Annotated in this window: 15 protein-coding genes; 4 read left to right on the top strand and 11 right to left on the bottom strand. The window is 70.4% G+C overall.

Annotation, left to right across the window (positions count from 1 at the left end; all coding sequences use genetic code 11):
* Together LQ326_RS44575 and LQ326_RS44570 are read right to left on the bottom strand one after the other, a co-directional pair.
* A partial coding sequence (locus LQ326_RS44575; RefSeq protein WP_491074096.1) for an MBL fold metallo-hydrolase occupies positions 1-570 on the bottom strand: 570 nt, incomplete at its 3' end.
* Between the two features lie 36 nt (positions 571-606).
* A complete protein-coding gene (locus tag LQ326_RS44570) occupies positions 607-1,542 on the bottom strand; it encodes an NADP-dependent oxidoreductase (protein WP_234544842.1) in 936 nt (311 codons plus the stop codon).
* A 70-nt stretch (positions 1,543-1,612) separates the two neighbouring features.
* On the opposite strand from LQ326_RS44570, the gene LQ326_RS44565 reads away from it, so the two are divergent.
* A complete protein-coding gene (locus LQ326_RS44565) occupies positions 1,613-2,608 on the top strand; it encodes a GlxA family transcriptional regulator (protein ID WP_234544841.1) in 996 nt (331 codons plus the stop codon).
* A gap of 156 nt (positions 2,609-2,764) precedes the next feature.
* Positions 2,765-3,775: an MBL fold metallo-hydrolase gene (locus LQ326_RS44560; RefSeq protein ID WP_234544840.1), complete on the top strand. Its 1,011-nt coding sequence runs from the start codon at positions 2,765-2,767 to the stop codon at positions 3,773-3,775.
* A gap of 103 nt (positions 3,776-3,878) precedes the next feature.
* On the opposite strand, the gene LQ326_RS44555 is transcribed toward LQ326_RS44560, so the two are convergent.
* From LQ326_RS44555 to LQ326_RS44535, 5 genes are all read right to left on the bottom strand, one after another.
* Positions 3,879-4,052, bottom strand: a complete 174-nt coding sequence (locus LQ326_RS44555) for an alpha/beta fold hydrolase (protein ID WP_234544839.1) — start codon at positions 4,050-4,052, stop codon at positions 3,879-3,881.
* Positions 4,053-4,103: 51 nt separating this feature from the next.
* On the bottom strand, positions 4,104-4,577 hold the full coding sequence (locus LQ326_RS44550; protein ID WP_234544838.1) for an alpha/beta fold hydrolase: 474 nt from the start codon (positions 4,575-4,577) through the stop codon (positions 4,104-4,106).
* 281 nt (positions 4,578-4,858) lie between these two features.
* Entirely contained in the window at positions 4,859-5,050 is a 192-nt protein-coding gene (locus LQ326_RS44545) for a hypothetical protein (RefSeq protein ID WP_234544837.1), read from the bottom strand.
* Entirely contained in the window at positions 5,013-5,642 is a 630-nt protein-coding gene (locus LQ326_RS44540; protein ID WP_234544836.1) for an enoyl-CoA hydratase/isomerase family protein, read from the bottom strand. The genes LQ326_RS44545 and LQ326_RS44540 overlap by 38 nt, the downstream gene beginning before the upstream one ends.
* Before the next feature lie 258 nt (positions 5,643-5,900).
* The gene (locus tag LQ326_RS44535) at positions 5,901-8,075 is read right to left on the bottom strand and encodes an AfsR/SARP family transcriptional regulator (RefSeq protein WP_234544835.1); all 2,175 of its coding nucleotides are present in this window, start codon (positions 8,073-8,075) and stop codon (positions 5,901-5,903) included.
* A gap of 564 nt (positions 8,076-8,639) precedes the next feature.
* Here LQ326_RS44535 and LQ326_RS44530 point away from each other — a divergent pair.
* Positions 8,640-10,028 (top strand): dihydrolipoyl dehydrogenase family protein, encoded by a 1,389-nt coding sequence (locus tag LQ326_RS44530; protein ID WP_234544834.1) that lies wholly within the window; start codon positions 8,640-8,642, stop codon positions 10,026-10,028.
* A 312-nt stretch (positions 10,029-10,340) separates the two neighbouring features.
* Here the strand turns inward: LQ326_RS44530 and LQ326_RS49200 are convergent, their stop codons facing one another.
* The 3 genes from LQ326_RS49200 to LQ326_RS44515 form a co-directional block, all read right to left on the bottom strand.
* A complete protein-coding gene (locus tag LQ326_RS49200; protein ID WP_434056966.1) occupies positions 10,341-10,547 on the bottom strand; it encodes a hypothetical protein in 207 nt (68 codons plus the stop codon).
* 94 nt (positions 10,548-10,641) lie between these two features.
* Positions 10,642-10,890 carry a DUF2630 family protein gene (locus LQ326_RS44520; protein ID WP_234544833.1) on the bottom strand — a complete coding sequence of 83 codons (249 nt, stop codon included), beginning with the start codon at positions 10,888-10,890 and terminating at the stop codon, positions 10,642-10,644.
* Between the two features lie 165 nt (positions 10,891-11,055).
* Positions 11,056-11,529: a Dps family protein gene (locus LQ326_RS44515; protein ID WP_234544832.1), complete on the bottom strand. Its 474-nt coding sequence runs from the start codon at positions 11,527-11,529 to the stop codon at positions 11,056-11,058.
* Positions 11,530-12,104: 575 nt separating this feature from the next.
* Here LQ326_RS44515 and LQ326_RS44510 point away from each other — a divergent pair.
* Positions 12,105-12,377 carry a hypothetical protein gene (locus LQ326_RS44510; protein ID WP_234544831.1) on the top strand — a complete coding sequence of 91 codons (273 nt, stop codon included), beginning with the start codon at positions 12,105-12,107 and terminating at the stop codon, positions 12,375-12,377.
* Positions 12,378-12,477: 100 nt separating this feature from the next.
* Here the strand turns inward: LQ326_RS44510 and LQ326_RS44505 are convergent, their stop codons facing one another.
* On the bottom strand, positions 12,478-15,201 hold the full coding sequence (locus LQ326_RS44505) for an AAA family ATPase (protein WP_234544830.1): 2,724 nt from the start codon (positions 15,199-15,201) through the stop codon (positions 12,478-12,480).
* Between the last annotated feature and the right edge of the window lie 99 nt (positions 15,202-15,300).

The raw sequence follows: 15,300 nt of genomic DNA, 5'->3' as shown, positions 1-15,300 counted from the left end.
GCCCCCGGCTCGCCCGAGGAATGTGAAACGCCTCAGGTGAGTAAGCGGCTGGCCTTCGGACTGGTACAGGTGGACGTTGCAGCAGACGACGTCCCCGGCCACGGGCAGGCCGATGGAGGGGACGTGCAGCACGCCGGAGTCGTCGGTGTCGGTGTGCCCGGTCTCCACCGCGCGCAGCTCGTGTCCCCCGAGGAACACCCCGGTCTCGGGAAGCGGGGCCGTGAGGACCGGGGCGTCTCCGATCAGGCCGGGGAAGTCGCGGTCCCACATCTGTGCCCGCGCGTCGGTGACTTGCCTGTGCATCATCTCGATGGCGCCGAACCGGTGGTCGCCGCGACCGTGGGTGGCGTAGATGTGCGTGAGTCGTCTGCCGGAGCGCTCGACCCAGTCGGCGACGGTGCGGGTCTGCTCCATGGTGAGCGGCGGGTCGACCAGGGCGGCCTCACGCTCCCCCAGGATCAGGGTCGTGGTCAGCGGGGAGGACACCAGCCGGTTGCCGCCGGGCCTGCGCGGGTCACCGGCGCGCGGGACGCCGTCCTGGACGAGTGTGGAGAAGTGCGGCGAGGGCACGACTGTGCCTTCTCCTCTGTCGGGCGGGCAGAGGCGTCAGGCGACGGTGAGGACCGTCTTGCCGCGGCCCGGCTTGGCGGTCTGCGCGGCGCCGGCCTGCTCCAGCGGGTAGGTGGCGTCGACGGTGGGGACCAGCCGCCCGGTCGCGGCGAGCTCGGCCAGGGCGCTCATGCCGATTCGGTCGGCCTCGACGAACAGGCCGGCGGCACGGACGCCTCGGCGGGCCGCCTCCGGCAGTACGTCGGCGAGGGTGTGCGGCAAAGTCGTGACAAGGACGCCGCCGGGCTTGAGGCAATCCAGGGCGCGCACGGCGTAGTCGCCTCCGACAGCCTCCAGCACCACGTCCAGGTCACGGATAGTCCGCGTGAAGTCGGTGGCGGTGTAGTCGATCACGTCGTCGGCGCCCAGGGCGCGTACGAAGTCGGCGTTGCGGGCGGAGGCCACGGCGACCACGTGCGCGCCGTGCGCCTTGGCGATCTGGACGGACAGGTGGCCGACCCCGCCGGCCGCGCCGTTGATCAGGACGCGGCTGTCCTTGCCGATACGGGCGGTCTCCACCAAGGCCTGCCAGGCGGTCAGCCCGGCGAGCGGCAGGGCCGCGGCCTGCACGTGGCCGAGGTTCTCCGGCTTGGGCACGAAAGCGCGGGTCGGCGCGAGGACGTACTGGGCGTAGGCACCGTGGCCGTGCGGGAAGGGCAGCATCCCGAAGACCTCGTCGCCCACCTCGTACAGGGTGACGCCGGCACCGACGGCCTCGACGGTGCCGGAGACGTCCCAGCCGAGCACGAACGGTGGTTCGCCGACGAGCACGCCGGTCTCGCGGTTGTAGGTGTCGACCGGGTTCACACCCGCCGCGTGTACCCGGATCAGGATCTCGCCCAGGCCGGGCTTCGGAACAGGGGCGGTGACGGGCGTCAGGACCTCGGGGCCGCCGAACTCGTCCTGGCTGATGGTGAGCATCGTGTCGTTCATGCATTCCACCCTCTGCCCTTCGACGATCAAGGACAATGGCAGATATGCCAATACACGATAGAATTCTGCCATGAACAGTTCCGGGTGCGATCCGCACCGGGTGGCCGTCCTCGCCCTGGACGGGGTCTATCCCTTCGAGCTGGGCATCCCGGCCCGGATCCTGGGCGCCGCCGAGGGCCGCTACGACGTCCGTGTCTGCTCGGCGGACGGCGGCCAGGTCGCCACCAACGCCGGGTTCTCCGTCATGCCCGAGCACGGGCCGGACATCCTGGAACAGGCCGACACTGTCATCGTCGCCCCGATCGAGCCGACGCGTCTGACCCGCGGCCTGCCCGCACCCGTCGCGGCCGCACTCTCCCGGATCCGCCCCGGCACCCGGATCGCCTCGATCTGCACCGGCGGGTTCATCCTCGCCGCCGCCGGCCTGCTCGACGGACGCCCCGCAACCACCCACTGGGAATGCGCTGCCTTCTTCCGCCGCTGGTACCCGCACATCCGCCTCGACGAGGGTGTCCTGTTCGTCGACGACGGCACGATTCTCACCTCCGCCGGCGCCGCCTCCGGCGTCGACCTGTGCCTGCACCTCATCCGCACCGACCACGGCAGCGAACTCGCCAACCGCGCAGCCCGCCGCTGTGTCGTGCCGCCCTTCCGCGACGGCGGGCAGGCCCAGTACATCGACCGCCCCGTGCCCGACGACCCGGCCTCCTCCACCGCCGCCACCCGCCAGTGGGCCCTGGAACACCTCGACGAGGCGCTCACTGTCCCTCAACTGGCCGAACGCGCCCACATGAGCCTGCGTACCTTCGCCCGCCGCTTCCGCGAAGAAACCGGCCTGTCGCCCCGTCAATGGATCATCAAGCAGCGCCTCGACCGCGCCCGCCACCTGCTGGAATCCAGCAGCCTCACCATCGACCAGATCGCCACCGACGTCGGCTTCGCCACCGCCACCTCACTGCGCCAGCACATGAGCGCGGAACTAGGCGTTTCTCCGCTCGCCTACCGCCGCACCTTCCAGGCTGCTGCCGCGACCGTGCGGCCGGACCGTGCCGGGGCACACGCGTAGCACGCCGACCCCGATTGGCAGACTTCTGGCGCTACTTGGCCACTGCTCCATTGCACGGCGTTTTGCCACGCCGGACCGTGGATGCATGAACGATACGACGCTGACGGACCGTTGCGGTGAGTTCCAGGCGACCGGCACGACGCGGCAGGCGGTGAAGTGACGGCTCTCGGCTACGACGTCCTGGTGACCCTCCCGCCGCCGGCGGTGCTGCCCGACGGCGCCTCGGTACGGCCAGTCCCGGCTTGGTCCCCGATCGCCTCCACCCTCATCCACGGCGAGCGCGACGCCACCCTGGTCGACGCTCCGCACACCGAGGACAAGGCCCGCGAGGTCGCCGACTGGGTGGCCGCCTCCGGCAAGAACCTGCTCGCCATGTATGCCACCCATGGCCACGGCGACCACTGGTTCGGCTTCGCGGAGGCGGCCAAGCGATTCCCCGATGCGCAGATCCTGGGCACCAAGGGGACTGTGGCGCTTGCCCAGTACCAGACAACCGGCCTCATGGACTACTGGAACAGCCAGTTCCCCGGCCAGATCGTCAAGGACGTCATCGTGCCGACGGCGATCGACGGCCACACCTTCGACCTCGAAGGCCATGAAGCCCGCTTCGTGGAGGCAAGCGACAGCGACACCCAGGACGCCACCTTCGTCCACGTCCCCGACCTCGGTCTCGCAGTCGCGGGCGACATCGTCTACAACGGCGTCCACCTCTTCCTGGCCGGGGGTGACGCCCAGCGCCGCCGCGACTGGGTCTCAGCCATCGACAAGATCGCGGCACTGCACCCGAAGGCCGTCGTCGCCGGGCACAAGGCCCCCGGCAGCGACGACGGCCCCCGCCACCCCGACGAGACCCGCCACTACCTCAAGAACGTCGAAGAGCTCAGCGCGGCGGCACGGGACGCCAAGGAGTTCGCCGACCTGATGACGGCACGGCACCTCGCCCGGATCAACCCCACGATCCTCTTCCAGTCTGCCGAGCACATCCACCCCGGCACCACCGTCAACCGACACAGCACCCTGTCCCTGTCCTGGGTCGGGACTCCCCTACCACCCGTTTGTCCGGCCCCCGCATGCGGTCGCAGGCGGGGGCCTGGTCAGCACTGGAGGACTTCCTCTCCGCCAACCCCGGTCTGGCGCCCCGGTTCGCCCGCACCATCGAACAGCTGACCACCGAGTCATACCAATGAGGCGTCAGCGGCGTGCTGTTCACTGAGCATGGGACTGCTCCTGATCGTGGATGCTTGCAAGCGGATGGGGCACAGGGACTGTGTCAGCCACCGAGGAAGGCGTTCACCTCGGCGGCGAACTCGACCGGGTACTGGAAGAGGAGGCCATGGCCGGCGTCCGGGTAAACGCTCAGCGTGGCGCTGGGCAGGTGCCCGGCCAGCAGGTAGGTGTTCCGGGCGGGCGCCATCTCGTCGTTGTCGCCATTGGCCACCAGCACGGGCTGTCGGATCGGCTCCAGACGCTGCAGACGGGAGTCATCGCGGACGCCTCAGGCAGAGATCGCGGTCAGCTGTGCGTCGCGGACGGCCAGGCCAGCCGGTGTGCCCCGCTCAGCGGTGCGCAGTCTCAGCCGCTTGAGGAACTCGACCCCCTTGGCCTGGCTGGACGCGCTCTTCGCGAAGAACAGGGTGAGCAGGTTCGCGGCCGTGGCGGCGTCGTCGAAGGCGGCGTTATGGGTGGCGCCGGCCTTGTACAGGTGGATGTCCCGGCCTCCCCTGGGAGCCGTTCCGGCCAGGACCAGGCGGCGTACCTGCCACGGCCGGAACAGGGCCATCTCCTGAGCCACGAAACCACCGATGGAGAAGCCGAGCAGGTCGTAGCGGTGCAGCTGGATGGCGTCCAGGAAGGCGAAGGCGTTGTGGGCCATGCCCTCGACGGTGTTCGGAGTGGTACCGGTGGAGCCGCCGACACCGGCGAGGTCGACCAGGATGACCTCTCGTTCAGCGGCGAGTGTACCGACCACTGCGGGTCCCAGTTGTCGAGGGTGGCGCGGAAGTGACCAGGCACAGTAGCGGCAGCTCGCTCCGGTTGGGGATGCCGAAACGGCGGTAGCGGTAGGTGACGCCGTCCGCGGCGTCCACGTGCAGGTTGGGCGTCGTGATCTGGCTCTGGAGGTTTTCGGCGTTCACGTGAGCGCCTCGCTGTATCGGGGTGGAATGAAGTGGTGGGAAGGGAGGAAGCGCGGGCGGCGCATCTCCCCGCACCGGGTGCGTTTCCGCGGCGTCGCGAAGTCGGTACTCCGGCTCAGGTACGCGGGCCGATCCGCTCGCCCATGTTCAGCTCCAGGTCGTAGACGGCCTCGGGGCTCGCCTTCGCCAACAGCCGCAGGCGCTCCTGGACGTGCTCCCGGGTCAGCAGCCGGACGAAGCGCTCGTTCGTGGCCGCCAGCGCGGCGGCACTAGGCGGGGGAGCCTCCTCGTTCAGGATTTCCTTCACCGCATGCAGCGCGTCGGCGTCGAAGGAGGCGAGGCGCCGCGCGGTTGATCCAGCCGTACCGTTCGGCCCTGTCCGCGTCGTAGTCGTCGCCCGAGGCGATGATCTCCAGTGCCCGCGAACGTCCGGTCAACTGCCACAGGCGCTGGAGACCGCCACAGCCGGGAATGATGCCGCTGCCGATCTCCAGTTGGCCCAGGACAGCCTTCTCCCGGCTCGCAAATCGTACGTCGAGGGCGAGCAGGAACTCGCTGCCGATGCCGCGTGCGCGGCCCCGCAGGGATCCCACCGTGATGAAGCGCGCCTTGGCCAGGCGGTCGACGAGGGCGAACCAGACGGGCATGCCCTCCCCGAACTCGCCGACCCGGCCCAGGTTGTGGTGCGCGATGAAGAAGTCCGGGTGGGCGCTGTCGAACACGACGACCTTGACCTCGGGGTCCGCGTCAAGCTGCTCGACGATCTCTGCGAGACGGGCCTCGACCTCGGGGTCGTAGAGGTTGAGAGGCGGGTTGTCGAAGGTCACTCGGTGGTAGCCGGGGCTGATCCTTTCGCCCCGGACGTAGTCAGGTGTGTTGTCCGTCGCGTTGTCCGACATGGCGTACCTCGTTCGTATGTCGTGTGTATGTGCGTTCTGGGCAGGTGTCCGGTCGACGGAGTCACGACAGCGCGTTCGAGGACGGCTCGTAGCTGGTGCCGGCACCGGGGTCGGCGAACTCCGTCCATGCATGACACCCCCTGTCGCGGAGCACCGGGCGGCCAAGGGAAGACGGGTCAATAACCGAGAGAAGACGGCCAACCGGTGCACACCTCCGTCAGGGGACGAGTCGTCGCGCCTTGCGGGCGAGACGCCGGCTCACGCGGCCGTCATCACACGCACGTCGCCCCTGCCGGGGTGGGGCGCCGCCCCGGCATACGTCCCGCCGGCCTGCCCCGCAGGCACCCGGTCGCCGCGTCGGTGGGTGACGCGTGAGGACAGCTCCGGCTCCGCCGGAACCGTCACCGTGACCGGCTGGACCACCGCCACGTGCTCTGTGGCCCGGCGGGCGTTCGCACGCGTAACTCCGGCGGACCGCTGCTCCGCCCCACGGCCGAGTTCAGCGGCGTAGGCGATGACCAGGCGATGTGCTCCGTACCGGTCACGCCGTACCGGGGTCAGGAGCCGGGAGCGCACCAGTTCTCCTAGGGCCGCGGTCACGGCCTGGGGCGACAGACCCGCCGCGACCGCCAGCTCCCCGGTGCCGAACTCGGTCGTCCCGTGCGAGGGCAGCATACGGAAGATCCGCGCCGCATCGGGGCCCAGCGTGCGGTAGGACCAGGAGAAGACGGCACGAAGGTCGTTGCCGCGGTCGTCGTCGCTGAACCCGTCGAGCCCTTCCCCGGCCGCGGCCAGTTCGGCCGCCGTCCGCCGCAGCGGCTGATCCGGACGGCTCAGCACGCGGGCGGCCACGATGCTCAGGGCGAGGGGCAGGCGGCCGCACAGTTCGACGATCTCCTCGATCGCACCCGCGTCCGCGTCCGGGTGGCCGGCGCCGAGCCGTTCCAGGAAGCACCTGGTCGCCTCCGTGGCCGAGGGCACGTCCAGACTGGTCAGCCGGGCCCCGAGCGCGGCGGCGAGTCCGCTCAGCCGCCGACGGCTGGTGATCACCGCCATGCACTGCGGGGCACCGGGCAGCAGGGGGCGGAGCTGCTCCACGTCGAGGGCGTTGTCCAGCACGACCAGAACCCTGCGGGTGGCCAGCACGCTGCGGAACAGGGCCGCCCGGGAGTCCGTCGTCTCGGGGATGCGCCCCTGCGGCACACCCAGTGCCTCCAGGAACCCGTACAGCACCGCGCCCGGGTCCGACGGGCCCCTGCCGGACGTGAAGCCACCGAGGTCGGCGAACAACTGGCCGTCCGTGAAGCGCGGGGCCACCCGGTGGGCCAGGCGCACCGCCAGAGCGGTCTTGCCGACGCCGGGAATGCCGTCGATCGCCAGCACGGGCAGGGCCCCGCTCGTCCCTCCGGCGAGGTCCAGTGCCTGCTCCATGGCACGCTCCCGGCCGGTGAAGCAGGGCAGGTCCGCCGGCAGCTGGGCAGGCACCGGGTGCACCGGTGACGAGGCCTGGGGCTTTTCTTCCACGGCGGACTCAGGCCGTACAGCGATGCCCCCACCCGTCGTCTCGGCAGCGCCTGACCGCACCACGGTGTCCGCGGACGTTGCGGTGGCCGGAGCCGGGCGGAAGTCTTCCGCCGGGCCACGCAGGACGAGCTCGTGCGCGGTACGCAGCTCCGCCCCCGGCTCCACGCCGAGTTCGTCCCTCAGCACGGTGCCCACGCGACGGTACATCAGCAGCGCCTCGGCCTGCCTGCCGTCCGCAGCGAGCAGGAGCATCAGCCGCGCCTGCAATCGCTCGTCCAAGGGGTGGCGCTGCGCCGCCTGGCGCGCGGCCAGCAGGACGGAGGGTGGAGCAGCGCAGCGCAACGCGGCGTCCGCTGCCTCCGTCACCGCCGCGACGTACTCGTGTTCCACCGCGGTGAACAGCGGGTGGTCGCCCACGACGCTCTCCAGATCGGCCGCACACCGTCCCTGCCACTGCTCCAGAGCCGCGCCGAAACAGCTGACCGCCTCCTGCATGCTTCCCGCGGTGACCGCAGCGCGAGCCCGGCGCAGCGAGGCACGGAAGGCCAGCAGGTCGAGTTGGTCCGGGCCGACCCGCAGCAGGTAACCGCCGCCCTGCCGTACGAGCCACGTTCCGGGCGCCCTGGCCGGCAGCCCCGGTTCGAGCAGGCGCCGCAGCACACCCACGTACCGGTGGACCGCGTTGACCGCGCTGCGGGGCGGGTCCTCCTCCCAGAGCAGGGCCACCAGTTCCGTCAGTGAGACGGGGCGTCCCGCCCGGGCCAGCAGCGCCGCCAGGACGAGTCGCTGCTGCCGAGGTCCGAGCGGCAACTCCGCCCCGGCCCGCCACGCCCGTACCGGACCGAGGACGCAGAAGCGGACGTCGTCGCCGCGCGACTCGGTCTCCGCGGTGGGGTGGGGTGTGGTCATGGCGGTCTCCACTCGTTCCTGCGCGGGCCTCGGCATGCAGTTGCATACCGGCCCGCCGTTGGACCCGGCCGCGGCGACGGTGCGGCACGGACGCTCGTCGCGGTGCGGACACTCCCGGGCGGACGGGGCGTACCTCGGCGCGCCACGGCCCGGACCCGAGCCTCGGGAGCGCCCGCACGACGGGACCCGGGCGATGCGCCGTCCGGCCGGTCCCGCGGGACGAACCTAGGGTCTGCCGCGACGTCAGGCATCTGTCGGATGACTCAACACCGCGCGGAGGACGTCGTGCGTCGCCCTGGGCCGGGCGGCTGGGGGGCGCGGTCACGGACGGCTCGTGGATGCCGGTACCGGTCCGGCGGCGGCCTCGCCCTGGCGAAAGAGGCCCGGTGCGGCCGGTCCGGCGGCCGGGCGTGCCGGCTGACGCCGGAACCGAGTCAATCGACGGATGCGGGGCGCCCGGGGCAGGGACAGGCTGTCGCGTGAGGTCCCGGGCCCGTGCGCCATCGCATGGTTTCGGTCACCGCCGTTCGCAACCGGTTCACCTCTAGAGGAGGACGCACAATCGTGATCGATTCCCAGGACGTCGTGGAGGACGTCGACCTGCTGGTGGTGGGCGGCGGCAAGGCAGGAAAAACGCTTTCCATGGACCTCGCGCGAGCCGGTCGCAGAGTTGTCATGGTCGAGCGCGGCATGATCGGGGGCACGTGCATCAATGTGGCGTGCATCCCCACCAAATCCCTGGTGACGAGTTCCCGGCTCGCCCGCCGGGCCGCCGCCGCCCAGTCGCTGGGACTGAGTCTCGGCAAGCTGGAGGTCGACCTGCCGCTGCTGCGCTCCCACAAGGAGGGCGTGGTCGCGGACATGGTGGACCTAAACCACCGTCAGTTCCTGGACAGCGGCATGGACCTCGTACTCGGCACGGCGCGCTTCGTGGCGGAGCGGACGGTCGAGATCGACCTGAACGACGGCGGACGCCGCGTGGTGCGCGGCGCGGACGTCGTGATCAACACCGGCACCGTCCCGCACCTGCCGTCGGTGCCGGGGCTGGCCGATGTGGAACCGCTGACCAGCGAGACGATCATGAGCCTGGAACGCATTCCGGAGCGTCTCGTGGTGATCGGCGGCGGATACGTCGGCCTGGAGTTCGCGCATATGTTTGCGTCCTTCGGAAGCCGGGTCACGGTGCTCGACCGCAATCCGCGCCTGCTGCCGCGGGAGGACGCCGACATCTCCGGGGTGCTCACCGAATGCCTGCGTGAGGACGGTGTCGAGATCCTCGCGGGCGTCAATGTCAAGGACGTCGCCCGCGACGAGAACGGCGTACGCCTGGTCCTCGAGGACGGCCGGGCCCTGGTCGCCGACGACGTGCTCGCGGCCTCCGGACGCGACCCGGTCACCCGCGATCTGGGTCTGGACGTGGCAGGGGTGCGGACCGACGAACGCGGCTTCGTCCGCGTGGACAACACCCTCGCCACCCACGCGCCGCGCACCTGGGCGGTGGGCGACGTCGCGGGCAGTCCGCAGTTCACCCACGTCTCACTGGACGACTACCGCATCGTCAAGGCCAACATCGCGGGCGGTACGCGCAGTACCGCCGGGCGCCTGGTCCCGTGGAACCTCTTCACCGACCCCGAACTGGCCCGGGTGGGACTGACCGAGGAGCAGGCTCGCGCCACAGGCCGCGACATCCGGGTCGCCAAGCTGCCCGTCAAGGCCATTCCGCGGGCGCGCACGATGCGCGAGACCCGAGGCCTGTGGAAGGCGGTCGTGGACCGGAACACCGAGGAGATCCTGGGTGTGGCCCTGCTCGGCCCCGACTCCTCCGGGGTCCTCACCGTGGTGCAGACGGCCATGTGGGCGGGTCTGCCCTTCACCAGCCTGCGGGACGGAATCATCGCGCATCCGACCATGGCCGAGGGACTGAACGCGTTGTTCACCAGCTGGGTGGACTGAGGTGTGGGGGGAGGGGACTTCCGCCCTCCCCCGCACACACATGTCGGCCCCGCGGAACGGGACTCGAGTGTCCGGCCGGCGTGCGGCTCAGCGCCCGAGACGGCCTGTCTCCTCGGTTCAGCGGCCGAAGAACTCTTCGGCCACTGAGCCGAGGAGGCTGCGAAACCGCAGGTCAGTGCCCTCATGCCCCCGAGGCAGCGACTCAAGCGAACCAATCTCGGCCTTAGCGCCGGTGCACTGCGTTCGGCCGCACCGTCGCCACGAGCCGCGGTCGCTCGCCCCGGGGCGACGCGTCCGTGACATTCCAAACCGTCAGCGCCGGCCGTGCTCCCTGCCCAGCCGGGACAGCGCTCCGGTGTCCAGGACGAACAGGCCACCCGCGGCGGGCGGCAGGCCCGGGTAGCGGGCGGTCAGCACCCGCAGGGCCGTGGTGATGGGCGCGTGGTTCACGAAGGACCGGTTCCGGACCGGCTCGAACATCGTGTTGGAGAACGGCAGTGCCAGGTCGCCCGGTGACACCGTGGATGACCAGGCCCGACGATACGCGGGAGCCGTCGGCCGGCGGGATCACGAAGCGGATTGCCGTGGATGTGCCTGGACGGGAGATCCGCCGTCAGGATGCGTAATGCTCGACAACGGACCGCGGTCGCACATGCGCGTCGTCGGGGTTCTGCCCGAACTCGGCCCTGGCCTTGCGCTGCCGCAGCAGATCCCAGCACTGGTCCAACTCGCGTTCCAGCAGCCCGAGACGGACACGCTCGGCGTCACCGCCCCCTCTGCCTGCTCCCGGGGAGTCCCGCAGCGACCGTTCCTCCTGGGCCATTTCCGTGATCCGGTGCAGGATCTTCTGGTTCTCTTCCATATCGTGTTGCTCCTTCTCGACGTTCTTCGACGGTGGTCCTCCGCAGCGGGCTCACACCGGTGACGTCACAGCTCCCCCTCGATGGCGCCGTACCGGGATGGCCGTTGCCGACCTTCTGCACGGCGTCGGCGGCCAGGACGCGGGGTGCGCCTCCCGGCACCGGCGTCAGCTGCGGTTCTCCGCCTGGAACATCCAGCTCTGCTTCTCCAGCTCGGCGGTCAGCCCGATCAGCAGGTCCTGGGTCACCGGGTCGGACTGACCGGTGGTCTCGATGCGGGCGCGCACGCGGTCTATGAGGGCCGAGAACGCCCGGACCAGCGCCTCCACCGCCGCATCGTCCGCGATCCAGCCGGACTCGAAGCCGGGAAGACCGCTGCCGGCGGCGATGGTACCCGCCCGCCCGTCCGGGCTGATTCCCAGCGCGGCAGCGCGCTCGGCGACCTGGTCGGCGTAGTCACGCGCGACGGTGACCACTTCATCGAGCTGCTGGTGGATGGAGCGGAAACGCGGGCCGTAGATGTTCCAGTGCGCCTGCTTGGCGACCAGGGACAGGTCCAGCAGGTCGACGAGGGTGTCCTGCAGGGCGGCTCCGGTCACCTTGCGTTCCGCGTCGGGAAGCGGACTGGAGATGATGCTCATGCTGCGTTCCTTCGTTCTCCGTCTCCGCCCGGCATCGACGAGGAAGCCCTGCTCGGCGGAGAACACCTCCCCCGGCGACTGACTCGTGCAGCCGTCGGCCGGGGCCTGTGCCTCATTCTCGGAGACGCTCCGACGGCGCCGATCCGTCATTCGACTTACGATGCCGGCAGTAGGTGGGATGTCCCACCGCTGCCGGTACAGGTGGCACGATGCGCCGAGACGACGTGGTTGTCGTCCAGGCGAAGCGTCTGACCGGTCACCGGTGCTGGCCGACGACATGACGCGCCACGTGAAGGCGGGGCTGTCCAAGGACCTCTGCGTCCTCTACCCGCAGCTGGCGAAGTAGCGCGCCGCGTACTCGTCGTTGCGGGCGGCAACGGCAGCCATAGCCCCACCGCCCGCAGTGGCGGATCGTCCTGCACTCGCCGGGCCGCTGGCCGGGGGCCGGCGTGTGAACCCGGAGATCGCGATTCTCCGTGCTTTGACAGGAGGGACTGTTGTCCCCGTGCGGTGCGGCCGCGCCACGTACGGCTCTCCCACAGACATGAACGGAGCGGACGAGAGAGCGAGACGACATGCACAGGTTCCGTCCCGCGTCCGGGCTGGCGCTCACCCTCCTGGACAGCGTGGAGATGGTCCTGCACGCTCCGGGCGGCAACCGGTCGCTGTGTCCGCCCGAGGCCACTGCGATGTGGCTCGCACTTCAGGAGCAGGGCGGGGACGCGCACGCTGTGGCCAACCGGCTGACAGGTGTGTGGGAGCCGAATCCCGCGATCCTCTACAAGGAGCCCATGGATCGCGTGGTCGAGTGGGACCTGGCAGGGTTGCTGGTCAGCTGCGACGACTGACGCGTGTTCAGCGGCGCCGCAGGTCCCCACGACGCCGTCACCGCGTGCTCCGGTGCCTGCCGGCACCTCACTTCGATCACGGTGGGTGGCCCCTGGGCCGTCACGGTGTTCCAATTCGGTCGAGTTCGGCCAGGGCGTCGCGCAGTGCCGCGCGGGAGGTGATGCCCAGTTTGGGAAAGACCCTGTACAGGTGGGACCCCGCGGTACGCGGTGAGATGTTGAGCCTGCGTCCTATCTCCTTGTTGGACAGTCCACCGGCCGCGAGTTCGGCGATGCGGCGCTCCTGGGCACTCATCGGGACCGCGTCCCGACCGTCCGGGACCCGCACGATGACACCGGCCGCGCGCAGCTCGTGGCGCGCCCGCTGGGCCCACAGCGGGGCCTTCAGGTGGTGCTCGAACAGCTCCAGGGCGACCCCGAGGTGGATGCGCGAGGCCGTGTAGTCCCGGCGCCGACGCAGCCACTCACCGTAGAGCAGGCGCAATCGGGCGTACTCGTGGGTCCACAGTGCGGCGTCCGGGACGGCGAGGGCGGCCTCGTAGAGCTCCCCGGCCTCCTCGTCCCGCGCGGCTGTCGCGGCGGCGCTCGCGAGGATGATCGCGTGATGCGGCGATATGGCGTCCAGGCGAGCCTGGCGTCCGGCTTCGACGTGGGCACGGGCCTCGTCGATCCGCCCGGTGCGCGCGGCGGACTCGACCAGGTCCAGGAAGACACGCTGCGCGTGGGGGTAGTGCGAGGGCAGTACCCCGGGTGGGGTGACCATCGCGGCCTGCTGGTACGCCTCCTCGAAGTCGCCCCGGCCGATGGCCGCCCGGGCACGGGCCTCGTTCACCGCTGCCAGCATCAGCTGGAACTGCCTGGGGCCGGCCCATGCCACGATGGCGTCGCAGTGCCTGCGCAGCGTCTCCTCGTCACCGCGCCCGGCGGCGACGGAGGCCAGTCCATAGATGAACAGTATGTGGGTGAAGTTGTATCCGTGCTCCGCCGCGTCGCTGGTGCCTTCACCGGCGAGGGCCAGGGTGGTGTCCCAGTCGCCTCGCATGAACGAGTCGTGGGCACGGGCGAGCAGGACGAAGCGCTGGCTGTCGTAGGCCGCATGTCCCACGAATTCGCGCCACACGCCGTCGTAGTAGCTGAAGCAGTCCAGGTACAGGGCGGTGTAGATAAGCCAGTTCATCCGCCAGAAGGGGGTGTGGGCAGGTAGCTCCGCCGTGGCCCGGTCGAGCCGTTCTCGCACGTCGTGGGCGGTGCGCGCCGGATCGGCGACACAGTCGAAGCACATGCGTGCCGTTTCTGACACCTGGTCGAGGACTTCGTAGACGGACGGCCACAGATCCTGCCGGCCTGCCCAGACGGCGCAGTTGAGCAGGACGTAGAAGGCGTCGTCGTAGGCCGCCAGGTCTTCGGGGCGGTCGCCGCGGGGGGCCTGCCGCAGCACCGGGAGCAGCGTACGGAACACTGCGTCGGTGTCCCCGTCCCGGTGGAAGAGAACGTAGGCGGCGGCCGCCGCTCCCCGCAGTGTCTCGGCCGAGCCCGCGGCGACCAGTTCACTGGCTGCTTCCAGCTGGCCGCCGATCCCGGCGGCGAAGGCCGCCTCCTCCAGACGCCGGGCGCGGGTGTCGCGGTGGGGGCTGAGCTCGGCCGCCCGGCGGAAGGCCGCCGACGCCTCGGCCGCACCGGCCCGGGCCAGAGCACGCTCGGCGACCCGAGTGAGTTCCTGCGCGACCGCTTCGTCGGGGCCGTCCGCCGCGTGGGCGAGGTGCCAGGCACGCCGTTCGGGTGCGTTGTCCAGTACGGAGGCCAGCGCGCGGTGGGCGGCTCTGCGCCGACCCGCGGATGACATGTAGACAAGGCACGACCGGGCCATGGGGTGGTAGAAGGCCACCCGCTCCTCCATCTGGTCGATGCGGAGAAGTCCGCTGGCTTCGCTGTCCTCCAGCAGCGTGTCCTCCCAGTGCTGCCCCGTGGTCTCCCATGCCTCCCGGATCTGCCGGAGGTTGCCGGTGCGCTGTCCGTCGAGCGCGACCAGGAGGAGGAGGAACCGGGTGGCCGGGGTCAGCAGCCGGATGCGGTCGGCGAACACGCTCTCCAGGCGTGCACTCAGCGGCAGGTTGGCGGGAAGCGGCTCTTCACCGTGGCGCTGTGCGGGGTTGAGTTGCTGCGGCAGTTCGATCAGGGCCAGCGGATTGCCCTCGGCTTCGTCGAGCAACCGCTGCCGGGTCGACTCCGCGAGCCCTGGATGACTGTGTTCGAGCAGGGTCCGCGCATCTTCGGAGCTCAGGGGAGGCACGGTGAGGATGGGCAGTCCGGCCGGATCGACGAAGCCGTTCCACCCGCTGCGGGCGGCCATGACGAACGCCACCCGGCAGCCGCTCAGTCGACGGGCCATGAAGGTCAGCACCTCGGCACTGGACTGGTCGATCCAGTGCGCATCGTCCACCACGACGCAGACAGGTTCCTCCTTGGCCACCACCTGCAGGAGCGCCAAGGCAGCGGCGGAGATGGCGAACCTGCCCGGAGGTGAACCCTCACGGATGGACAGCGCCTGTTCGAGCACCCCGCCCTGGAAGGCGGGGATCCTGGGCAGCTGGTCGAGAAGCGGGTACAGCAGCTGGTGCAGGGCGGAGAAGGCCAGCTCCTGTTCCGCCTCCACCCCGACTACGCGCAGGACGGTCGCTCCGTGGTTTCGGGCACAGTCCGTCACCGTGTCCAGCAGGACGGTCTTACCGACGCCCGGGTCACCTTCGAGCAGAATGGCCCTTCCGCCGGTGTTCGCCTCTGCCAACACTGCTTTCAGCACACTCAGCTCGGAGGTGCGACCCACCAGAGACAAGACTCCTCCAAAACCGGGGGCACTGTGCCCGGGCCGGTAGGGAAGATTCTGGTCGCGCGGGCCAGAAGACACATCTGTCAGCTTACTTAG

Source organism: Streptomyces shenzhenensis, assembly GCF_021462265.1.
Taxonomy (GTDB): Bacteria; Actinomycetota; Actinomycetes; order Streptomycetales; family Streptomycetaceae; genus Streptomyces; species Streptomyces shenzhenensis.
Note: the sequence above shows the minus strand (reverse complement) of the source record. Positions and strands in the feature narration are given on the sequence as shown.